We start from the raw sequence: 22,162 nt of genomic DNA, 5'->3' as shown, positions 1-22,162 counted from the left end.
CCTCACGCGGGATCGGTCTCTGAGGCGCACGTGTCGGCGGCGCTCCAAAGGGGGGCACCGATGCTTACCGAGAGTTGGACGGCCCGGACCGTTGCGCCAGTAATGTCGGCGCCCGTGAAGATCGCGTCCGTAAGATCAGCGTCAGTGAGATTCGCACAATTTAGTTTGGCGTCCCTGAGGTCCGCTTCGGTCAGATCGGCTCCGACGAGAAAGGCGCGGGTGAGGTCAGCGTTGCCAAGTTCCGCGCGGACGAGAGATGCGCGCATGAGGCGGGTGCCGGTAAGCCTGGTGTCGATCAGCGTCGCGTCGGTGAGTTTGGCGTCGAGGAGATCCGCACCGGAGAGATTTGCGCCTGCAAGATTAGCGAAAGCGAGGTCGGCCCGAGCTAGGTCGGCCCGAGCTAGGTCGGCGCGCGTCAGGTCAATGTCGGTGAGGTCGGCGCCGAAAAGGTCGACGTCTTTGAGGGTGACACGGGTTAGACTGCCTCCTGCAAGTCGACAATTGCTCAGGTCGAGGCCTCCAAAGTCCAAGCCGTTGAAGTGGGCTCGGTCCACGACGTCGCCTCGAACGAGGAGCTGTGCGAGTACGGAAATCGCGGCCAGCACGTCGGCGCGTGGCTCGATTGAGGTCCGGCTGTCCCGTCCGTTATCTACCCGATGTGGAGCGGCGGCCGTCGCCGGTCCGTCGCTCTTGGCGATAGCCCCGTCACGTAGATTAAGTCGAACGAATGCCGAAAGGACCTCGACGACGGTCGCTTGATCTGAATCGCGGCCAGTATCGACGGCGAGCTGTTGAAGAGCATAGATGCCTCCAAGTCGGATCGCGATCGACTCGTGTCCTAGCTGCTCGATAGCCTTGGAGTACCGGTCGGTGAGGTGCCCACGCTCGGCAACTCGAAAGGTCTCCTGAGTGGTGGCCAGTGTTCGGGCGTTAAGCAGAAAGTTCCGGTAATTGATTGCGATGGTGATTAAGGCTCCCAGTCCGGCTAGTGCTGCGAGGACGGAGGCGCGAGTAGTCACGACCGCCTGCGCGCGAGTCGCATCTCTGGACGCGGCAACCTCGGGAGTAAGTGGGGGCGCACCGATCGGCGCGACGTACGGAGGGTAGAGATCGGGCACCTTGATCCAGGCCCACCCGGCCAAGAGGATCGCTAGTGCAAGCACGGACCCGAGCCCGGCGAGTCCAAACGCGCCTCCGCCGAGGAGCTGGACATGACGCCGACCGACCTTGAAGTGAAGCGACGCTGGTTTCACTCATCCCCTAGTGCGTTTATGCTCGGCATGGTCAACGCGATTACTGATCTATGGCTCAGTCGGTTGGCGACCTTGCTTGTCACGTTGACCATAGCGGGCAGGCGTCCGCGTCACGTCATTCCTCGGGGTCTCCCAGTCGGTCCCGCCTTTGCGGCATCGTTGAGGGCGACCGGTTCTACGTCGAGGAGTGGGACGAAGGGGTAGCCGATGCAGCCTCACACCTCGGCGCGGCTGGAGCGCATCGGCGGCTAGGATGCCGCGTGTCGCCGGGCCCTTCGGGCGCGACGACGGCGCGGAGGACCTCAGCTCTAGACCGTGTCCGTCGAGGTCGACGACGGCTCGGCGGCGGTCCTAGGTGCAGCGTCAGCAGCCCGTCTAGGGGCGGGTAGGGCGGCGGACCACACGAACCACCGCAGTTCGCCTCCGGACCCTGGGACGCGACGGCCGGTTGCTACTCTCCACGGAGCGTCGAGAGTGGCCATTGACCTTGACGCAGCTCGTCGAGCACCGTGTCGTGCTGCCCGGTCCGGTCGGCCAGACGGCCTGCCACTCCGTGTGCTCGGCCAGCAGCGACTCGGCGCCCTGCAGCACGTGCGGGTCAAGTAGACGGGTTCGGCGCGGGTGGCCGTCGGGACAGCTAGTCCCTCGGGGCTGATTACCGGTAGCGCGCTCGCGGCTGGTGAGCCTGATGCTGTGCCGGTCGAGGGGTTCAAGGTGCGGGTGCCCCTCATCGGTGTGCGAGCCGCCCTGATCCCGCTGCAGCGCACTCGGACCGCACCACCCAGACGGCCCGTGCGCAACCCTGGATAGGCCGGTGTAAGCCCGCGGCCCGACTTGGCGACCGTCGGATCCGCGGTGATCATCGGGTACACCAACAGCGGCGTACCTGGTGTGTTCGCCCGCCTCGCCTCGGTGCGGGAGGGCGACCGGGTAGAGGTCACCCGGGACGACGGTCGTCCGGTGACGTTCGTCGGGCACGGCACCCTTGAGGTCGACGAGACCGGCTTGCGACCGCCGAAGTCCACAGCGACACCCTCACCCCCGATCTGGGCTGATTCCCTGCGCGGAGGGGATCTCGAGAATCTCCGCCCGGGCGATTGGGTCACGTTCGATTGGGTGCGGGACTGCGCCGAGTAGCGCACCCGGTCGCGGGGTTGCGGGCGGTGCCGCAATCCGAGACCGGCTCAGGCGTCCATTGCGCGCAGCCATTCGAGGACGGCGAGCACCCGCCGGTTTCGGTTCTCCTCCCACGGGAGGTCGAGCTTCCCGAACACGGCGGTGATGTGCTTCTCGACGGTCTTCTTGCTGATCTTCGCCGTCGCGGCAATACCCGCGTTGGACTGGCCCTCCGCCATCATGACAAGGACGCGCCGTTCGCTTTCGTTGAGACGCTCGAGGACCTTGATGTGCCGCTGCCGCGCCAGCAGCGCCGAGATGACCGTGGGATCGATGATGCACCCACCCGAGGCGACGCGGCGCAGCGCGTCACCCAGGGTGTCGACGTTGTCGACGTCGTCCTTGAGCAGGTACCCAACGCCGCGATCGCCCAGGGTGAGCAGGCGCTCCGCGTAGTGCCCGCCGGTGAAGGTCGACAGGACGAGGATGCCAATGTGCGGGTGGCGCCGGCGAATACGTTCCGCCGCACGCAGCCCTTCGTCGGTGCGTGTCGGAGGCATGCGGATGTCGAGCAGTACGACGTCGACGGTGGTGCCCTCGAGACGGAGGAGCAGGTCATCCGCCCGACCGGTGGCGATGACGACCTCGAGACCCAGGGAACCCAGCATGTCGACAAGGGCTTGACGGAACAGCCGGGAATCCTCCGCGACGGCTACGCGCACGGGATGGTCACCTCCACCTTCGTGCCCTCGTCGTCGGACGACACTGTCAGGCGGCCACCCACCGCGCTCACGCGATCGCGGAGGCCGGCGATTCCGCCGCCCACCTTCTCCTGCGCGCCACCGCGTCCGTGGTCGCGGACCGAGACGCGGAGGGTCTCGCCGTGCCGGTCGACGACGACCTGGGCGGTCGTGGCCCCCGAGTGCTTGACCGCGTTCGCCAGCGCCTCGCAGCAGACGAAGTACGCCGTGGCCTCGACGAGCGGGTCGAGCCGCTCCTCGGGGATCCGGGTCTCTACCTCCAGGGGCATACGTTCGGCGACGCTGCAAATTGCCGGGCGGAGACCGGACTCGGTCAGTACGCCGGGGAGCAGCCCGCGCGAGAGCGCACGCAGTTCGTCGAGGGTCTCTTGGATCTCCACGCGCACGAGGTCGATCATCGTCCGCTCGCCGGGCCCTGTGGCGCGGGGTCGGGCGGTAGCGAGGGAGACCTTGAGGGCGAGCAGCCGCTGCTGGACGCCGTCGTGCAGGTCGCGCTCGATCCGGCGGCGGGCGTCGTCGCCGGCGCCGACGAGACGCGCACGGGAATTGCGGACCTCCTCGAGGCTCGCCTCGGTCGTCGCCTGCAGCCAGCTGTTCTCGATCGCGAGTCGCGCCGCGGAGACCGCCGCATAGACCAGGTCGGGGTGGCCGCTGAGACTCGCGTCCATCTCGAGGGTCGCCAGCAGCGTCCCGTCACCGGCGTCGACGGTGCGCGTGCAGCGGTGCGGCGCGGGAGGGGCGGACGCGGCTCGCCCGCCGGATTCAATGTGGCCCTCCCCAGCGGGGTGGTGGTAGATCACGCGCAGCGTGGGGTCGCCCAGGCTCACCGCCAGTGCCCGCTGCACGAACTCCGGCGTGACGGGCCGGGCGAGTGCCATCACGAGATCTGCCATGGCGGCGTGGGCGAGGCGTCGCCGGACTGCGGAGACGGCGAACGCGACCGGGATCGCGAGGAGCGCGAGCGCCTCGATAGCGATGACCAGATCCGCCGCCCACCGGGGTAGCGTGGCCAACCGACTGATCGTCTCCGCTCCCACCACGACCGCCGAGGCCACGGCGGCCGACGCCACCGGGCGCAGCAGCCGCCGGTCGATCCCGTGAGCACGGAGCAGCCGACGGGTCGCGAGCGCGCTGAAGACGATCGCGCCAAGCGCTCCGACCACCGCGAACGCGATGTCGCAGGCGGCCGCGATGGTCGGGGACGTCCTCAGCGTCGGCCACCAGGACCGCGGGTCGAAGCCGAGCCGGCCGGGCTCCTCGATGAGGGCCCACGTGATCCGAAGCGCGGCCAGGAGCACGGCGAGGGTGACCACGAGGACCCGATCCCGGGCCGCGAGGGGACGGGGGAACGGATAGCGCAGGAGCACTGCCATGAGGACGGGGAACACCAGCGGCCCGACCACCCATTGGACGAGGGCCCAGGGGCCGGTCGGCGCGAGGACGCTCGTGTAGCCCGCGGTCCAGCAGGCGGCGGCGACCAGGAAGGTGTGGACGTTCGGGCGCTGATCGGGCTCGCCGGTCAGAACGAGGGCTGTGACGGCGAAACCGATCGTGACGGCGAGGTTGACTAGGGCGAGCAGGGGATCGGTACGCCACGCCGGGAGGACAGCGACAGCGGCGAACACCACCACGCCGGCGATGACGCAGAGCAGAGGCACGCTCGGCCTCGAACGCTCCACAGGTCGACGGTCGTGCTCATTGTCCACGCCCGGCTCCTCGTGGTCGCCATCCACGGTATCGACAGGCTCGTGCTTCCCACAACACCAACCAGGGACCAAGGAGCGCCGCTGCCGTCCTGCCAGATCGACGTCGGGATCGGGAGAACCCCCATCAATGTCGCGGGATAGCCGGCCTGTTCGCGTCCCGCTGCTCGGGAACTGTCGGTGGCGGCGGACGACATCGACCGTCGACCCGCAGGACCAAACTCGAGGGAGCACCCCGTGACCGAATTCTTCATCACGGCGACCGAACCGTCGGTCTTCACCCGTGATGCATCCTTGGCCTTCTTCCCCACCACCATCGACGGCACTTGGGCCTACGCCAACCGGGCACCCCAGGTGGCCGAGGATGGAGACCTCTACCGCCTGACCCTGGTGCGCCGCCGCAAGAGCGAGCGCAACGAGGCGGGCCTGGTCGAGCTCGTGACCAAGGGCGGCACCTTCGCCCTCCAGCTCGACACGGCGGCGGTGATCGGCAGCCTCGAGGAGGAGGCTCGCTGGACGGAGGCGATCAAGCGGGAGAGCCCGTTCGTCCCGGCGGAGACCGAGCGGCTCACCTTCCGCCCCGCCACGCTCCGGGACACGACGATGAGCATCTACGGTGTCGACGCCCTGGTCGCGGACCCGACGGCGTTCCTGGACGTCGAGATCGGCAGCTCGACGAGTCTCCCCGTGACGCTGGAACTCACCGCTGACGGCGCTGACACTCTGTGGCGGGTGCTGGAGCAGGGCGGGCGGTTCCCGATCACCGTGGCGCTGAGCTCGACGATGACGCTGAGCGTGCCGGGGGCGCACTACCGCATCACCGCGAACTCGCGGAAGGCCTGGGACTTCTTCAGCGTCGACGCCAAGGCGCGCGCCAGCTACTTCGGGCTGGTCGACGCCGAGGTCGACGTGTCGGTGGCGCGCCAGAGCCTCGTGGAGAGCGGCGCGGTGACCATCGAGTGGATCGCGAAGCCTGCGGGCTTCGACGACACCCGCATCCGTGCGCTCGAGCAGACCATCATCGACACCTGGGCCAAGCGTGCCCTGCAGCAGATGACGCACAGCGTGGTCACCGACACCGGCGCCCCGGAGCCCGGCGGGTTCTTCGGCGGGGTGTCCGTGCGGATCAAGGACGTCCACGAGGTGGAGGACCTCGACCTGTCGGCGGAGTACCGCGAGACCGACCTGCAGACCGCGCCGTTCACGCAGACCACGGCGCTGACACTGCTGCGCGATCTCGACGTCGACGACTACGGCGTCGACGTCACCGGCGACAACGTGCTCCCGGTGACGATCAACCTCGGTCCGGACCCGGACCACGTCCGCCGCTACTTCTGCCAGTTCGGCTACCGGCGCGACGACGGCACCTACACCGCCGACGCGCGCGAGGCGACGGGACCCGACGGGCTGGTGCTCGCCGGACTCCTGCAGTGGAGCCCCGCCGATCCGCCGCCGGCGGAAACGGAGATCCAGTTCCTCGTGGACTTCGAGGACCTCGACGACGAGGACATCCGCCACGTGGTGCGCCGCGACAACGGCGAGGCCGGAGTGTCGTTCACCTACACGCCCGGCACCTACGTCAAGGACATCGAGCTCTCGACGAACCTGCCGTCCGCTCCCGAGGGCTCCCTCGCGACGATCGAGTGGTACACCGATCTCCCGCCGAACCCCGAAGGCGTCGAGCCCGCGATCCCGAAGAACTATGCCGGCGGCGTGACGTACGACGGTGCCGGCGCCGGGGCGCCGATGGACAAGGTCGCCATCACCTTCCCGTACAACCCCGAGACGGTGGACGGCGCGACGTTTTCGTGGCGGGCACTGCTCATCACGCCGGACGGGCGGACCTACGAGCGGGAGGAGCGTCGCCCCCTGGCCCAGGTGAGCCGGGTGGCCGTGGCGAGGGCGCTGCTCGAGGAGGTGCGCGAGGACGGCCCGAACCCCGACCCGGAAGGCGTCCGGCTGCGCCGGCTGCTGGGGGCCCGGCACCGCCCGACGCCCGCGCCGGTGCCGCGCCCAGCGGACGCGACGCCGACCACGGTCGCTGTCAGCTGACCGCGCGAGCCAGGCCGGCGGGGGCGTTGCCAGGCGGTGGCGCCCCCGCCAGGCTGACCGCCAGCAGCAGACTGCTGGGGCGTCAACCGACGACGCTACTCCTCGACGAGAAGGACGGATCTTGAACCAACCCGAGCGCGGCCTCGACCCCGAGATGCTGCGGACGCTGGTCGACGCCCACCACGACACGGCGTCTGCGCTCCGCTGGGTCAGCGCGGCCTGGGACCTCGAGCAGGACGGCACCCTGACCTACCCCCTCCGCAGCCTCGACGACCTGGACCACGTCTTCGCCCTCGCGCAGGGGGGCGGGCTATCGAACGCCGACGTGCGGACCATAAAGAGCTGCATCCCCGCCGCCGTGTTCCCGGTGGACGACTTCCGGGACTTCGTCCACAAGACCCTCGTGGTCGTCCAGGTCGTGCATCGCCTCCAGGATCCGAAGCGACCACCGAAGAAGTGGCGGCAGTGAGGGGATTTCACGTGGTGTCGGCGATCTCGAGGGCGAGTGCCACGGCGTCCGCCCGCAGCGACCCGACGGCGGGGTGACGTCGCGCGCCGTCACCGGTCCCGAAGCGCTCGTGCGGCACCAGGACCGTCCGGAACGCGGCGACCACACCCGGCCCGATCCGGTCACCCAGCGCCCGCGCCGCAGCCACGACGAGCTCCGCGACGGCGCCTGCGGCGCCCTTCGTCACGGGCTTGGCCGGCGCCAAGAGGTCGGCGAGGTCCTCGGCGCCGCCCTCGTCGGGTGACACCCAGAGCGCGACGTCGAGGAAGTGTCCCGGCCGGCCCTCGTCGAGCAGCAGGCCACTGTCGGGCACCGTGTCCCCGGAGGCGACCCGCACGGTGCGCGCTCGGAACGCCTCGCCGGCGGGCACGGCCAGCACGTCCAGCCGGAGCGCGTGGTCCACCGGCCCGGTGACGTCGAGGTCGACCAGACGCAGGCCCAGGCGACGGACTGGCTCAGCACCGTACCGGAGCGACGGCGTCACCAGCCGTACCGAGTCGTCGGGCCGCTGGTCGATGGCGAACATCGGTTCCGCGGGGCCGGGAGCGGGACGCCGTCCGGGGTGGAGCACGATGTCGAACGACACGACGCGGTAGCGCACCGGCGTGCCGAGGTCCGCCGCGTCCCGCGTGCGGCGCCCGACCGCCAGGTCCTCCAGCAGGCGTCCCACGGAGGTGGTGACGGTTCCGGACCGGGACACAACGCCGGGCTGAACCAACTGGGCCAATCCGTCGATCTTAGCGTCAGAGATGATCGTGACGATGGTCTCCCCGCGGGGCGCCCCGGCTGGCAGCCCGGGCACCCAGGACAGCGGGAGACCGTTGCGACCGCCGGTCCGCCCCAGCTCGTAGATCTCGTCGGGGGCGATCGTGAGACCGTCGGGCTCCGACGTGTTGAGGATGTCCAGGAGGCCGGCCAGTCCGACGTCGATCACCGAGACGTAGAGGGTGCGCAGCGCTCGGTTGTGGGCCCGGATCACCAGGCGATCGCCGACGAACAGGTGCGCGCCCTGCTCGAGCGGTTCGAGCCGGCCGGACGGCAGGAGCCGGAGCACGGACAGCTCGACCTCGTCGGCCAGCGCCTCGGTCCCGCGGCCGGACGACAGATTTCGGACCCAGGCGGCACGCGCGAGGGTGCGGACGTCGTCGGCGACCACGGCGGGCGTGGGGGTCGCACCGTCCTGGTAGAGCGGCTCGCCACCGGCGTCGAGCAACTGGACACCTCCGTCGAGGCGGACGGTGGCGAGCGCCCCCGAGGGGTCGTCGACCACGCGGACGTGAGCGGTCCGGCCGAGCTCGGTGACGACCTCTGGGCGAGCCGGTGACCCGGCCGGCAGCACCGCCACCGGGCGGCTGCCCAGGGCCACCTCCAGCGGCCAGGCCGCGGTCCCGGGCGGAAGGTCGGCGCCGGTGCCGCTGTCGAGGCTGAGCACGGCGCGACCGTCCACAATCCGGTCAACGACGGCCCTCACCGCCGGGGCGCGGGCCCGACCGCCGCGCGGCGGGACGAGCACGTACGCGTCGCCCACGGCGGAGCCGAACAGGGCCGCCGCGTCGAGCAGCGCCGTTCCCTCGACCACCTGGACCGGACGGACCCCCGTCTGGTCGCGCGTGGCGAGGGAGAAAAGCAACCGGTCCGTGCGGCCCTCGACCTCCGGTCGTTGCTGTTCGACCTGGAGGACGGCCACCCGGACCAGGTCGCGTACCTCGCGCCAGGTCATCTCGGCCGGGGTCCCGTGCGTCAAGACGTTGACGAGTGCCGCGGTCAGCAGACCGTGCACGACCCCGCCGAGGGCGGCGCTCGGCTGTTCGTAGGCCCTCTCGTCCGGGGAGCACGCCACCAGGCGGACCGAGACCGGGTTGCTGTCGGTGGTGACCGCCACCAGGCGCGGGCTCTCCCGGAGCTCCGCCCACCGCCGGTGGAGGTCCGCCTCCGGCAGGTCGACGCTGTCGAGGGCGCGTGGGACCGACATCGGGTTGCGTGACATCCGAGCGGAGTGGCAGCAGTCGAGGATGACCGTGGCGTTTCTGGTCCGGCCGGTCAGCTCGAGCTGCAGCAGGCTGAGCTCCTCGGCGAGCACGCAGCGGGCCCGGTTGTCGGAGCGGTCCTCGATGTCGGTGGGCACGATGTACTGCAGCCAGCGCGGAGCGGCCGGGTCGTCGCCAGGTACACGGCCGCGGGAGCCGTGCCCGGAGTAGTAGACGACGGCGGCGTCGTCGGGCTCGGTGTCGGCGATGAGCTCGCGGTAGCCGGCCACGATGCCGTCGGCCGTCGCCCCCGTTCCGGTCAGACGCCGGGTGGTGAAGTCGAGATCCTCGAGGACGTCGCCCAGGACGGCCACGTCGTTCTCGGGGCCGGTCAGGCCCGCCATCTTGCTGCCGATGAGCAGCGCGCGCCGATTCGGCAACATGCCCGTCCTCTCAGGAGGCGCCGATGTGGACGAACGGGGCCCAGGAACTGGGGTGTGTGGGGTCCGGGTCGGGGAGGGCCCCCTCGCCGCCGATCTCACGCGCCGTCCGCCGCATCCCAGCGCCCGAGGCGTCGGCCTCGGGGTCCAGCTCCCGGTACCACGCCGCGGCCTCCTCGCGGGTGAGCGCGCGGAGCCGACCCCGGGCCCGCTCAAGCGCTACGGCCACGGACGTCTCCCGCCCTAGTTCCTCGTGCAGCGCGACCATTGTCAGGCACGCGAGCCGGTCGTCCACCGGCCACAGCGAGACGACCAGCTCGTCCGCGCCCGCCGCGATCAGCGCGCGGGTCAGACCGACAACGTCACCGGCGGCCGTCGCCCTGCCGCGGCCGCTGTCGCAGGCGCTGAGCACGGCGAGCTCGATCGACGTCTCGGCGCCGACTAGATCGGGGAGGGTGAGGCTGGAGGTGCCCGCGAGGGCCAGCTCCGCGCTGTACGGGGATGCCTCGCGAAGGAGACCGTGGGTGGCGAGGTGCACGACCCGGGCCGTGGCGAGCCGGCCGACGACCGCCTCGCGCGTCGCTCCGTCGGCGAGGAGGGGCTCGGCCTCGCGGAGCCGGCCGATGGCCCTGACCTCGGCGCGGGTACCCGGCAGCGCCGTTAGCCCGCGCCCAGGCGCGTAGGTCGGATCGCCGACGAGCAGCACCTGCCCGTCCGTCGCCGCCGGGATCGAGGCTAGGCGCCCGCGCGCCGGTTCGGACGGCAGCAGCGAGGCCGCGGGTAGGGAGGACGTCGTCCATCCGGTGCCCAGCAGGTCCCCGTCCCACGGCAGCGCGTGGAACGGGAGCACCGCCAACGGCCCGTGGGGGACGACGACGAGACGGTCGTGGGCCGCCAACTCCTCGGCCCAGGGGCGCAGCAGGAGGTCCGCTAGGTGGGCGGCCCTCCCCGCGCGGGCTGCGTCGGTCGTCGAGGCCCGTGCGAGGGCGCGGTGCCAGCCACGGGCGTCCGCCACGAGCTGGGGCGTGGGGACCTCCTGGCGCACGACACGCGCGGAGTCGGCCGTGACCGCCCAGGCGACGAGCTCGTCGTCGAAGGCGTGGTACTGGAGCAGCAGGGTCCCCGGTGCGAGACGCTCCCGGACGGTTGCGAGGCCGGGGGTGTCGGGCAGGCGTCGTCGCGCGGCAAGGTCACCGGGCGACGCGGTGGCAAGCGCCTCTTCCGCGTTGTCGAGAGCGCGCTCCGCGTCGCGGACCTGCCGCTGGATCTGCTCGGCCGCCCACGGCTGGCCGATCTGGTCGCCGACCTGCTCGACGGTGCGTGCGAGGAGCGCCCCGGCCTGCTGCCATCGCCGGACCAGCGCGGCTCCGGGAGCGCGTGCCGATCGGCCGAGGAGGTCCGTCAGCGATCCGGCGCGGCTCCGGTCGGACAGCTCGAAGGCGCGAGCAAGGTCGGTGTCGGTGTCGGCGTCCCCATTGCCCGCCGCCGCGAGGCGGGCGTGGGCGCGGATCGCGGTCGTGTAGAGACCGGCGGTGGCGAGGTCGTCGGTCGCCATCGTGCGGAACACGTCGAGGCCCAGCCCGGCGAGGTGCTCCTCGAACCGCGCGATCGCCGTGTTCGCGGTCGCAGCGGCGCCCCGGACGTCATCGGTGCCGAGCTGGATCTCACTTCTGAGTCCGAGGTCCTCCCATGGCCGGGCGTCGGGCACCGCGGGCCGGTCGACGGGCAGCCCGGCGAGGAGGGCGCGCGCCTGCTCGTACTGGCGCAGGCGGACCCGGAGCTGGAGGAGCGCGTCCGCTAGCCCGTCGGCCACCAGCTGGTCGGCGATCGTGTCCAGGACGGCGACGGCCTCGTCGAACCGGCGCGTCTGGCCCAGGACGAGGAGCGTGGGCAGCGGACCCGCGGCCTGCGCGGCCGCCAGCGCCTCGTCGAAGCGCGGACCGGCGCGTTCGGGATCGCCCTCGGCGTGCAGCGTCAGCGCCTCGTAGAGGGGTCCGTAGACGGAACCCTCCGCCGCGATGTCCGCGAGCGCCCGCGCCAGGGTGACGCGAGCGGCGTTCGGGAGCGTGTCCACCGGGGGTGCCTCGGCCAGCTTCTGGGCGTGCACACCGACCCTACGGACGGACGCGGCGTCCCGCAGTCCCTGCGCGTCGCGGCTCGCGATCGCGACGCGCTCGACGAGGCGCGCCCACCCAACCGCGTCACGGCCGCCGTCCTCCCGGAGGGCCTCGTCGATCTCAGCGTCCGTGAGCACGAAGACCAGGCGCCGATAGTTTGCCTCGAGGTACCGGCTCGCCTGGTCGCCCCGCAGCAGAGCGGCCTCCGGTGCGGCCCCCAGTGGAGTCGTGATCTCCTCCGCGAGGCGGTGCGCGAGGCGGGCGTGGACCACGTCGTCGTGACGCCAGCGCGCGGAGCGCGCGACGCACAACCGGGCGAGCCCGCGCCCGTAGGCCCGGCTGCCGTCACCTAGCGCCCAGGCCGCCACCGCGCCGCCCACCGCCGCGACGTCAGCTCGGTCGCCGGCGCGGATGAGGGCCAGTGCGCGGTGAACTTCGAGCGTCACACCGAGAGCGCCGTCGCCGGAGCCCTCGGCGAGGGCCACGCCTTGGTCGAGGACACGAGCTGCGGATTGGTGGTCGTCAACGGCAGCCCGGGCGGCAGCGCGTCGCAGGGCGACAGCGGCCAGCCCGCGTGCCGTCCCCGCCGCCTCGAATGCATTCTCGGCTTCGGCCCACTGTTGCTCTGCCGCGTCCGCGTCAGGGACGACGGTCGCGGACTGGGGCGTCGGTACGAGGCGCTCGCCGAGCAGTTCGGGGTGCGATCCCGGCAACGCCGCTCGGTCGCCCGCGGCCAGCGCGCCGGAGGCGAGACCGGCGGTGTCGCCGAGCAGCTGGTGCAGCTCGCGGGCGACTTCCAGGTAGGGCGCGGCAGCGGCCGGGCTACCGCTCCGCGCGAGGAGATCGGCCACCGCGGCCGCGGCGGCCGCCGTCGCCCGTGGTTCGTCGAGGCCCGTGAGTTGCTCCAGGACCCGCTGTGCCGCACGAATCGCCAAGTCGCCCACCTCCGGCGCACCCGTGACGAGGTCCCGCCACAGGGGGACCGCGGCAAGCAGGTGCCCCGCGACCGCAACCAGCACCTGCGCCTCCCGGCCCGCCGCTGCCTCGGGCGGCGGAGCGGTGACGAGGTCCGCCTCGTGGCCCGGTTCGCGAGATGCTGCTCCGCCACCCGGGAACCACCCATTGTCGAGCACGCCGGCGAGGAAGCGGAAGGCCTGGGCCACGACCGACGCATCGCCGCCCAGGTCGGCCGTAGCAAGGAGGCGGCGCGCCCGTCGCGGCTCGCCGGCGCCGAGCGCGGCGGCCGCCCCGAGGAGCACGTCGGCAGCCATTGCGCCGGGCACTACGACGTCCCTGGGTAGCGCGCGCCACTCCTCTCGCAGAAGCGCGTCGAGGAGGGCGGGGAGCAGGGCCGGGAGCGGATCGACGGTCCGCGACCTGTTCATGCGCTAACGCCCCCACTGTCGACCGCCGGTTAGCCCCATCACGAGCATCGTCCTGCTACTCGGCGAACGAGGTCATCAGCTGGTCGAGCGATTCGACTCGCCCCGACGCCCACCCGGTCGGCCGCTGTACCCGGAGCGTGTCGCCCGACGTCTGGGCCGTCCAGGGTGCGGATAGCTCCCGCATGGCCGCGCGCAGACGTCTGCACCAAGGAAGACCGGCAATCGTGTCGACGTCGCACTGCACGCCGCTGGAATGGCTCGGCACGCGCGGGCGACGGCTGGCGCCGAGTTCGACGACACCGACTGACCAACGAGCACCGCAACCGGTGACGTCGACCGCACTCGTCGCCTCGTCGCCCTCGCCGAGGCCCTCTCTGCCCACGCCAGCGCCCGAATCGGGCCGTTCACCGAAGTCGATCGCGCCCGGGCCGAGTAGGCGTATCGCATGGAGGCGCGAGATCGGGCTCGTCGCGGACCCGGAGTCGGCCGCGGCCGTGGTCGCGGACCGCGGATCCGTCGCGACGGGGGATCGGGACGGGCCGCGAGCCGTCGAGGCGTTCGACACGGCGCTCGAAGCCGTGCGATCGCTCACGACCTCGCAACCCGAACGCCGACAGTAGGAGATCTGACGCCGCGCCGGACGACGATTGCTTGCCCGTGCGGCGTACGCGCTCGTGGCCGACGGGCGCAGCGCGGAGGCGGTGACCGCGCTTGAACGGCTTGCTGTCGCTGAGGCTGGCGGCCTCGCGTCCGCCCGCGGGTGGCTAGCACGCTGCAACCCCGGCGACCCTCGGCGGCTCTCGACGTGTGTCGACCCGCTAGCGACGATCGCTCGCCTAACATCGCAACGTCATCACGACTGACTGCGTCAGCAGAGGATCGGAGAGCGAGTGCCCTCGGAGAACGATGGCTCGCGGGCGGCGGAGGAAGCCTGTGATACTGCTCAGCGGTTACCGTCTGACCCAACGACCCTCAAGGATGTCAGTCCTTTGTCGATCTACGACATTGCGCCGTCAGACCCAAAGCGATCTATATATCTCACGCGTGCTAGTTGACGACGGTTGGCCTAGGAACCGCCAGCATAGACTTCTCGGGGCCCGCCTCACCGCAGCAATACTACCCCAGCACTTGGCCCGGTCAGACCCACTCAGCTGCGCCCCGAAAACGGAAGAGCCCCTTAAAGCCGGATGCTCTAGACCGTCTGCAGAGACTGCGCGGGTGCTCCCTCGACGAGCATTCCTCGTTTGCTCAACAACGCCACGGTCTCGTTACAAAACGTGTAGTTGGCCACCCGCGTCGCGCGCGTCGCGTCGTAAGGTCGTAAGGTCGTAAGACGAGCAAACATTAGCCTTGGAAGGAAATACGGCAGCGCCTTACTTCGTCGCATTCAGCACGACCATACGGTCGTTCCCTCTGGGTCGACTCCGCAGCGACGTAGTGCTGCGGCCTCTTCCGCGCGATTTTGGTGCTCGAGCCAATTCGCGAGCCGGAAATGAGCGAGCGGGTCGCCAGCGACTATTGCCGCACGGCGGACCTCCTCCGCTTCAACATGTCGGCCGCGAACGTCAAGCCGTCTCGCCAGATTGTCCTGGGCATTACGTTCGCGAGCCTCTATCGCCATATGAAGTGCGCGCTCCGCTTCCTCGACTCTTCCGTGATTCTCAAGCCACTCCGAGTAATACGAGTAGGCGCTCGGCTCGTTGGTTGCGATGGCTCCGAGCATGGCTTCCTCGGCTTCACGAAGACGCCCGTGACTTTCAAACCAACTAGCGAGGTTATAATTGGCGCTCCGCTCGTTGCAGGCCACGGCTGCGTGCCAAGCGCGTAACGCATCGTCGTCGCGGCCGTGAAGACCGAGCCACTCAGCGAGTTCAGAGTGGGCGTTCGGCTCTCCGGCTTCGACGGATTCGCGAAGGATCTCCTCAGCTTCGATGTCTCGTTTATTGCGACTCAGCCATCGAGCAAGACTGGCGTACGACCCTGGCTCTCCATCACCGACAGCTGCACGGCGAACTTGCTCCGCTTCGTGTTGGCGGTTTTGAGACTCAAACCAGCGAGCGAGAACGTAGTACGCGTCGCGGTCGCCAGCAACAACAGCTGCCCGCATGACCTGCTCCGCCTCGTCGTTTGAGCCCCGCCGAACAAGCCAACGAGCAAGATTCGAGAGAGCATTTACCTCTCCTGCACCGACGGCTGCGCGTCTAGCTTGCTCCGCCTCGTCGGAACGACCTTGTTGATTAAGCCACCGGGCTAGATTCTCATAGGCGTCGGGTTCATCTGCTTCGACCGCAGCTCGACGAAGTCGCTCAATCTCACCTGTATCGCGAGACTGCCTATCGAGGAGGCGGACGAGCCTGCCGTATGCGCCTGGCTCGCGCGCAGATATCGCCGCCCGACGCTCCCTTTCGGCTTCTTGAAGTCTCCCTTGGCGTTCCAGCCAAGCTGCAAATCGTGAGTGTGAGCTGCCCTGGCTGCCGGGAATTACCCGTTGCCACAGTGCGTCGGCGATTGCAATTCGACCACGAGCTTCAGCTGCCTCGGCTAGCAGCACATAGTCGCTAGGGTCAGCATGTTCGAATGCACTCCACACTTCGTCGTATACCGCTTGATAGTACCGCTCGTGAGCGAGGTACTCCTCAAGATAGTCGGATAGCGTGTAGGCGTCGGGTCCGATTTGGATCAAAGCACAGACCTCGCCGTCTGGGTCTCGAAGTGGACGACGTAAAGTGGCGATTGCCAGCAATATTCGGTCTAGTGCAGGAGTCTGTGGTGCGTAGGCCTTCTGCCAGAAGGCAGTGGCAAGCCGAATGAGGAGTTCCTGCGATATCGCAGCTTGCCCGCCAATCCGACGGTACTCTGCCGCACCCTCCAGGACTAGCTGTTGTGCGCGACTCGCGGTCCTGTAAAGCGAGAGCAACTCGGCCGCACCCGCGAGCGCCTGGGTGAAGCCAAATCCTCCGCGATCTTGCAGTGCAGCGCCAACGCGCTCGTCGTTCGTTCTCCTCGCCATAAATCGAGCTGCATCGAGTTCCGCACTAGTCAAACGGTCAGCAATATCGAAGAACCGCATTACCGTCCGATCGCCGATCAGCTCGCGGGTGTCGCGCGTGGCTTCAAGCTCGGGATTCGCCTGCTGAGAGAGCTTGTCAGGCCAAATCGTGCCCACGATCACCAAGGGCTGGCCTGCAGCCGCATCATGAAGGTCCTCAAGGAGTCTTCGAGTGAGTCCCGTACCGTTTGGACCCAGGAAACCCTGTAGTTCGTTGAGCCACAACACCGTTGGCGATCGCTTGAGCAGACCTGCTTCGGGCAGGTCTCTTAATGCCTCACGCCCGGCCGGACGTATTACATACCAGCTCTTGACCTGCTTACGGCGCCCACTGGGAATTTCGGACTCTCCGCACACCTGACGGATTCCCTCGTACAGACTGCGGGTCTTTCCTGTTGATGAACGACCACGCAGAACGAGTATCGCGTGATGTTCGCCCCGCGTAGCCTTGGCAATGCTTTCGCGAAGGGCAGGGTCGTGTTCGCGTTCAACGTAGGGCACAGGTGCAGGATGCAGAACCTGAGAAGAATGTTCATTGCTCCTGCCTACTGCAGCATGAACCATGGCTCGTTGTTCGTCGAACGTCTCGAGCGGCCATATATCGCAACTTCTATCAGCGCTATCGAGTTCACCTAACGCGCTGACAGTGTCCGAGCCCACGGTTTCCGTCGTCCGGCTTTGTCGGGAACTCGCGACTGCTAGGGTGCCAGTGATAACTAACGCCGCTGTGAAAACGAACCAGACTACCGCATCTGGCGGTTGCCCGAGCCCTGCGACCCAGTTCCCCGAGACGCCGGTGACGAGGGCTCCGATCGCGACGACGGCCGCGAGTATTGACCCGGCGCCCGCGCTCCTTCTTCCCGGAAGGCTCCGCCTCACCATCCCTCCCCTTCTTGCTGGATCCGCTACCCGATGGCGAGTCCACAACTCAGCTTAGCGAAAGACTGGGTAGGAGGCCTAGCCGAATGCGGCTGCGCGCGCCACCGCCATCGGCGCAGGACCCAAATAGACGAACCTGCCGCTCCTACGGCCGTGCCCCCCACGGTGAAGGTGGCCGTCGGGCCCCATGCGTGTACCGACAAGACTAGGCCGACCGCCACGCCAGGCAACATGGCGACTAGGAGTAAGGCTGCGAGGGTGAGCTCTTGCGCGTTCCGCGTCCGACGGTCTTGGTCCAGAACGTCGTAGAGCAGACCTGTCCAAGGAGTACAGCTCGGACGAGGTGGGAGCCAATCACAATACAGCCTGCGGCAACAGCGGTGCTTCGCCCTCGTGTTCAGCGAGGACGCCGTCAGCCTCGAGGACCGGCTGCATCACGACCTCGCCGGCCGCCGCGACAATCGCGTCAACCTGCGACGCGAGTTCTTCCGCGCCACCCCCGCCGAAGTCCTCGAGGTCCTCGGGCGCACTGAGGCCCGCGAGCACGTCCTCGAATACACCGAGTTCGCCGAAGCCGAAGAATGGCGCACCAGCATCGCGCTCGCCGAAGGGGCAGCGGGCACCACGGGCTGACATAACGTGCGGTCGCGGATGGCGTTCTCGGCTGCGAAATGCATCGCTGCTACGAGGTCCGTCGTCAGTGACCACGCCCAACTCCTCACGAGCGGGCACGTGGGGAGCCTGGGGCTGGTCGGGGGCGCCGACAGTGTGGCAATCCACCGGCAACAGGGGCCCCAACGGCGTGCGGTGAACGTCGATCAGACCGGGACGAGGTCGGTGCGGTAGACGTCGGCGGCCCGGGGGACCTCGGTGATGCCGAGCTCGGCGGCGACGGCGGCGAGGCCCTCGTCGGCGGCGGCGAGGTTGACCTGCCCGTGGGTGGTGAACGAGGGCGCGATGAAGCGGGCGTGGTAGCGCCGCACCTCGTCGGGAGTGGCGCGACCGAGGAACCGCTGGAGGTAGGCGACGGCGGTCTCCGGCTCGTCGGCGAGCAGGGCCAGGGCCCGACGCTGTGCCCGTACCGCGGCCGCGACCGCGGGGTCGTCGAGGGAGACGACAGCGGGGTCGACGGCGAGTCCGACGGTGGGGATGGCCAGGTGGTCGCCGACCCAGGCGAGCTCGAGGAATCCCTCCTCGGCGGCGACCTGGGCGGGGTCCAGCGTGCTGCCGAGGTATGCGGCGTCGACTTCGCCCGCGCGGAGTCGTCGGAGGTCCATTGCGTAGTCTCCGAGTGGGCGGACCACGCACTCCAGGTCGCGGTCGGGGTCGAGGCCGTGGCGGCGCAGGACGATGCGCGCGAAGCAGCCCGGCGCGGTGTGCGGGGCGTGGACGAGCAGGCGGCGTCCGCGCAGCTCCTCCATGACGCTCACCTGCGGGCCGCCGACGAACCAGAACAGCGGGCGGTGGGTGCTGACCGACAGGGCGGTCCACTCGACGCCGTCGGTGAGCCGGGCGAACACGGAGCGCCCGAGCCCGATGGTGGCGCCGCGACGGAGCGGCTGGTCATCTCAGTTCGCGCCGTCGCGCAGCGCGAGGTGCACGCCCTCCTGTTCGGGGAAGCCTTCCTGGTCGGCGACGTAGGCGACGAGTTCCTCATGCAGGCCGTGGCCGACGTAGGTGAGGTCGAGGGTGTGCAACGCGATGCTCCTGTGTGGCTCGAAGTTCGAGATGGTCGCGGTGCGGTCTCAGAGCATGAGCGCGCCGCCGTTGACTGGGGCCCAGCTGCCTGTGGTGAAGCCGGCGTCGTCGCCGGCGAAAGAGGCGACCGTGCGGGCGACGTCCTCGGGGCGGGCCAGCCGCCCCATCGGGGTGTCGGCGGCGAGCTGTTCCCGGAGTTCGTCGGGAAGCCGGTCGCCGACCGCGGTGTCCTCGACGGTGGACGGTGCTACGACGTTGGCCGTGATGCCGTGGGGTGCCACCTCGGTGGCGACGTAGCGCACGAAGGAGTCCAGGGCGGCCTTCGCGACACCGAGCGCGATCATGCCGGCGCGGGGGCGGCGGGACAGGCCGGTGGACAGGTAGATCAACCGTCCGTCGCGGCGGTCGATCATCCCAGGTAGGACGGCGTGGGTGAGCAGGTACGCGGCGTGCATCTCCTGGTCGAGTTTCGCGCCGAGTTGTTCCCAGCTCAGGTCGGCGAACGAGGTGACGGGGAACGGGGCCATGGCGTTGTGCACCAGGACATCGAGCCGCCCCCAATGGCTGAGGGTCGTGTCGACCAGCCGCGTCACGGCGTCGGGGTCGGTCACATCGGCCTGCACGACGAGGGCCTCGCCGCCTGCGGCACGGACGCCGTCGGCGACGGACTCGGCCGCGTTCGCGCTGTCCCGGTGGTTGACCACCACGCCGTAGCCGCGTGCTGCCAACTCGCGCGCGGTCGCGGCCCCGATGCCTCGGCTGGCCCCGGTGATCAGACACACCCGCTCACTCACGCGCGATCTCCTCGCTGTCGATGCGGTCGCGCGATGATCCTCGTCAATGGGGACGCTCAATCTCCACGTCTTCAGGCGCGCCGCACACCACCGAGGGCCAATGTCTGCGCGCGGTCGCGCTGGAGGAAGGAGACAGCTACTTGACCGAGCCGTCCCCATGCCGCTGATGCGCCCGAGCCCGGCGACGAGCAGTCGCTGGCCTGGCGGCTCGAGGAGATGCTGTAGCCAGGCGTCGCGATCCGCGCGCGGCGGACCTGGATCACGCTTCGTGACGCAACGATGCGGTGTCGGCGTGGGCTCGAAGCTCTGACAATAGCCAATCGCACAGCAGCAACGTGTCGTGCGCCTTCTCCAGCACAGAGGACGTCGCGATCACGGGGATTATCGCGCTATTGCGGGTCTTATGACGCTCAAGGGTTGTCAGCATTTCTGGTGGCCAGCTGCTCACTTCTTCTGGGTCACGTTCTGCGCGCCTGGATAGCGCGATCCGGCCGGGGGCTTCGTCAATAGGAACGAACGCCGGTGGCGAGGGGTCGCCACCCCGCTTCCTGTTGGGCGGCCTCGTGGATCATCCGCGTCGCCCGCTCCCGCGTCTCATCGATGAACTTTCTCGGCGTCGGCACGACTCCCACTCACCTGTGGAATCAGGGCCTCCACCACAGTCGGGGCGTTTCAAGAGTCCCCGAAGGAACTCGAATGTTCATCAGAACGTCTGCGTGTAGTCCCCCAGTGCTGCCTTGAGCAGGGCTTCGAGTTCGTCAGCGTCCGGTGCGGTGTCGGAGGCGAGGGTCTGGAGGAAGTAGCCGTCCACGGCCACGGCGAAGCCGCGGATCCGCTCGGGGTCGTGGGTGTGATGTCGGGCGAGGCCGTGCAGGAGGTCGAGCCATAGGCCGACGGCGCCGCGCAGGGCGGGGCGGCGGGCCGCGAGCGTGTAGAGCTCGTAGCCGGCGGCTACGCGGTCGCGGTTGTCCTCGAACAGGGACACCAGCTGACGGGCGAACCAGGACAGGTCGCTGTCGGCAGGGACGTGCGGGACCGCGGAGATCAGCTGCTCGGTCCCCGAGCGAAGGGCGGCCTCGAGGAGGTCGTCGAGCGAGCCGAAGTGGTGGAAGACGGCGCTGCGCGGCAGGTCGGCCGCCGCGGCGACCGAGCCGTGGGTCGCCCCGGCCACCCCGTCCCGGGCGACGACGGCGAGGACGGCCTCGACCAGGGCCGCCTGGCGGCGCAGGCCGCGGCGCCGACGGCCGTCGGGCTCGTGGTCGGTGCCGTGGACGTCCGGTCCGGTCACGGCGCTGCGCCGTAGACGATGACGACCCCGGCGATGACCAGGGTCAGTCCGAGGACGTGGCGAGGGGGTAGGCGGTCGCCGAAGAGGACGACGCCTGCTGCGGCGGCGAGGACGATGCCCGACCCGCTCCAGATGCCGTAGCCGACCGCGAGGGACAGGCCGAGGGCGAGCGCCCGCGCCATCAGGGCCACCGACACCGCCATGGCGGCGAACGCCGCGATCACCCAGCGGCGGCGGCGCAGCCCGTCCGAGGCGCGGGTTGCGGCGATCCCGACGCCTTGCGCCACGACCGACGCCGAGAGCAGGAGCGTCTCGGTCACCCCGCCGTCCCGTCGGCGGAGCGTGGACCGGTCTGCAGGGTGAGCGCCCCGAGCAGGATCAGCGCGAGTCCCGTGAACTGCAGCGGTGCGATCGGATCCCCGAAGAGCACCGTGCTCGCGAGCGTCGCCGCCACGAGTCCGCACCCGGTCAGGGTCCCGTAGGCGATCCCGAGGGTCAGCCCGTATCGCAGGGCCCGGGAGAACAGCAGGATCGAGGTCCCGTAGCCCGCCAGGACCCCGAGCGAGGCGAGCGGGCTGGAGAAACCCTGCGAGGCGTGCAGCAACATCGTGCCCGCGACCTCGCAGACGATCGACGCTGCCAGTAGCAGCAGGCCGACGGCGGTTTCGGGACGCATGTCCCACTAGTAGCACGCCGCAGGCCGACGAACACGTCCGATGGACCTGGAGTTTTCGTAGCGCCCGAGGCGAGATTCAGGCCGTCGTCCTGGGCGGGTCTCGGGCGTGACCTCCAGCAATCCGGTGCGGGGCTGCTCGTCAGCGCTGCGGGCTTCGGGCTGAACCTCGTGCTCGGCGGACACGGGATGTCTTCCCACTGATGTGGGGACGCCGGGCGAGTCCGTCGTGGCCGTCGACGGTGCGGCGACTCGCAGCCAACCGGACACCCACGGCCGAAACCATCGGGAACTACGGCCACTCCGATGAAGGTCTCCCCGACGCCCACCCGTGGTCGCCACGGGGTGTGCGTGTGCCGCTGCGGAGCGTGCTCACTCGCAATTAGCCAATTGACAAGTTTGTCGAGTCGCTCGCACACTCGTGCCGTCCGTCACTCAGCACTCGGCCAGGTGCCCCCGGCGCCGGCCTGATGTCCTTC

Annotated in this window: 16 protein-coding genes; 3 read left to right on the top strand and 13 right to left on the bottom strand. The window is 69.6% G+C overall.

Annotation, left to right across the window (positions count from 1 at the left end; all coding sequences use genetic code 11):
* Positions 1-2: 2 nt before the first annotated feature.
* From ACQPYX_RS25005 to ACQPYX_RS24995, 3 genes are all read right to left on the bottom strand, one after another.
* Positions 3-1,253 carry a pentapeptide repeat-containing protein gene (locus ACQPYX_RS25005; protein ID WP_433799969.1) on the bottom strand — a complete coding sequence of 417 codons (1,251 nt, stop codon included), beginning with the start codon at positions 1,251-1,253 and terminating at the stop codon, positions 3-5.
* 1,184 nt (positions 1,254-2,437) lie between these two features.
* Complete coding sequence (locus ACQPYX_RS25000) at positions 2,438-3,091, bottom strand: response regulator transcription factor (RefSeq protein ID WP_433799968.1); 654 nt, start codon at positions 3,089-3,091, stop codon at positions 2,438-2,440.
* Complete coding sequence (locus ACQPYX_RS24995) at positions 3,082-4,836, bottom strand: sensor histidine kinase (protein ID WP_433799967.1); 1,755 nt, start codon at positions 4,834-4,836, stop codon at positions 3,082-3,084. The genes ACQPYX_RS25000 and ACQPYX_RS24995 overlap by 10 nt, the downstream gene beginning before the upstream one ends.
* A 177-nt stretch (positions 4,837-5,013) precedes the next feature.
* Here ACQPYX_RS24995 and ACQPYX_RS24990 point away from each other — a divergent pair, with 177 nt between their 5' ends.
* Together ACQPYX_RS24990 and ACQPYX_RS24985 are read left to right on the top strand one after the other, a co-directional pair.
* The gene (locus tag ACQPYX_RS24990; protein WP_433799966.1) at positions 5,014-6,885 is read left to right on the top strand and encodes a hypothetical protein; all 1,872 of its coding nucleotides are present in this window, start codon (positions 5,014-5,016) and stop codon (positions 6,883-6,885) included.
* 121 nt (positions 6,886-7,006) lie between these two features.
* Complete coding sequence (locus ACQPYX_RS24985; RefSeq protein ID WP_433799965.1) at positions 7,007-7,354, top strand: hypothetical protein; 348 nt, start codon at positions 7,007-7,009, stop codon at positions 7,352-7,354.
* A gap of 7 nt (positions 7,355-7,361) precedes the next feature.
* Here ACQPYX_RS24985 and ACQPYX_RS24980 read toward each other — a convergent pair whose 3' ends face one another.
* The 4 genes from ACQPYX_RS24980 to ACQPYX_RS24965 form a co-directional block, all read right to left on the bottom strand.
* The gene (locus tag ACQPYX_RS24980; RefSeq protein WP_433799964.1) at positions 7,362-9,803 is read right to left on the bottom strand and encodes a caspase family protein; all 2,442 of its coding nucleotides are present in this window, start codon (positions 9,801-9,803) and stop codon (positions 7,362-7,364) included.
* Between the two features lie 10 nt (positions 9,804-9,813).
* The gene (locus ACQPYX_RS24975) at positions 9,814-13,188 is read right to left on the bottom strand and encodes a CHAT domain-containing protein (protein WP_433799963.1); all 3,375 of its coding nucleotides are present in this window, start codon (positions 13,186-13,188) and stop codon (positions 9,814-9,816) included.
* 169 nt (positions 13,189-13,357) lie between these two features.
* The gene (locus ACQPYX_RS24970; RefSeq protein ID WP_433799962.1) at positions 13,358-13,894 is read right to left on the bottom strand and encodes a hypothetical protein; all 537 of its coding nucleotides are present in this window, start codon (positions 13,892-13,894) and stop codon (positions 13,358-13,360) included.
* A gap of 795 nt (positions 13,895-14,689) precedes the next feature.
* Complete coding sequence (locus tag ACQPYX_RS24965) at positions 14,690-17,011, bottom strand: tetratricopeptide repeat protein (protein WP_433799961.1); 2,322 nt, start codon at positions 17,009-17,011, stop codon at positions 14,690-14,692.
* Positions 17,012-17,596: 585 nt separating this feature from the next.
* On the opposite strand from ACQPYX_RS24965, the gene ACQPYX_RS24960 reads away from it, so the two are divergent.
* Entirely contained in the window at positions 17,597-17,863 is a 267-nt protein-coding gene (locus ACQPYX_RS24960; protein WP_433803803.1) for a GIY-YIG nuclease family protein, read from the top strand.
* Positions 17,864-18,048: 185 nt separating this feature from the next.
* Here ACQPYX_RS24960 and ACQPYX_RS24955 read toward each other — a convergent pair whose 3' ends face one another.
* The 6 genes from ACQPYX_RS24955 to ACQPYX_RS24930 form a co-directional block, all read right to left on the bottom strand.
* The gene (locus ACQPYX_RS24955) at positions 18,049-18,750 is read right to left on the bottom strand and encodes an ABC transporter substrate-binding protein (protein ID WP_433799960.1); all 702 of its coding nucleotides are present in this window, start codon (positions 18,748-18,750) and stop codon (positions 18,049-18,051) included.
* Between the two features lie 48 nt (positions 18,751-18,798).
* Entirely contained in the window at positions 18,799-18,927 is a 129-nt protein-coding gene (locus tag ACQPYX_RS24950; protein ID WP_433799959.1) for a hypothetical protein, read from the bottom strand.
* A 48-nt stretch (positions 18,928-18,975) separates the two neighbouring features.
* Positions 18,976-19,722 carry an SDR family NAD(P)-dependent oxidoreductase gene (locus ACQPYX_RS24945; RefSeq protein ID WP_433799958.1) on the bottom strand — a complete coding sequence of 249 codons (747 nt, stop codon included), beginning with the start codon at positions 19,720-19,722 and terminating at the stop codon, positions 18,976-18,978.
* Between the two features lie 703 nt (positions 19,723-20,425).
* The gene (locus ACQPYX_RS24940; protein ID WP_433799956.1) at positions 20,426-21,010 is read right to left on the bottom strand and encodes a TetR/AcrR family transcriptional regulator; all 585 of its coding nucleotides are present in this window, start codon (positions 21,008-21,010) and stop codon (positions 20,426-20,428) included.
* Positions 21,007-21,330 carry a DMT family transporter gene (locus tag ACQPYX_RS24935; RefSeq protein ID WP_433799955.1) on the bottom strand — a complete coding sequence of 108 codons (324 nt, stop codon included), beginning with the start codon at positions 21,328-21,330 and terminating at the stop codon, positions 21,007-21,009. The genes ACQPYX_RS24940 and ACQPYX_RS24935 overlap by 4 nt, the downstream gene beginning before the upstream one ends.
* On the bottom strand, positions 21,327-21,686 hold the full coding sequence (locus ACQPYX_RS24930; RefSeq protein WP_433799954.1) for a DMT family transporter: 360 nt from the start codon (positions 21,684-21,686) through the stop codon (positions 21,327-21,329). The genes ACQPYX_RS24935 and ACQPYX_RS24930 overlap by 4 nt, the downstream gene beginning before the upstream one ends.
* Between the last annotated feature and the right edge of the window lie 476 nt (positions 21,687-22,162).

The sequence above is a fragment of the Actinomycetospora sp. CA-084318 genome, from assembly GCF_050955885.1.
Taxonomy (GTDB): domain Bacteria; phylum Actinomycetota; class Actinomycetes; order Mycobacteriales; family Pseudonocardiaceae; genus Actinomycetospora.
This window is presented reverse-complemented; position numbering and strand designations above follow the sequence as displayed.

Bases quoted from the DNA above. Each gene is read 5' to 3' on its own strand.
- ACQPYX_RS24930 (WP_433799954.1), bottom strand. From the start codon at position 21,686: ATGCGTCCCGAAACCGCCGTCGGCCTGCTGCTACTGGCAGCGTCGATC.
- ACQPYX_RS24975 (WP_433799963.1), bottom strand. From the start codon at position 13,188: ATGGCTGCCGACGTGCTCCTCGGGGCGGCCGCCGCGCTCGGCGCCGGC.
- ACQPYX_RS24980 (WP_433799964.1), bottom strand. From the start codon at position 9,803: ATGTTGCCGAATCGGCGCGCGCTGCTCATCGGCAGCAAGATGGCGGGC.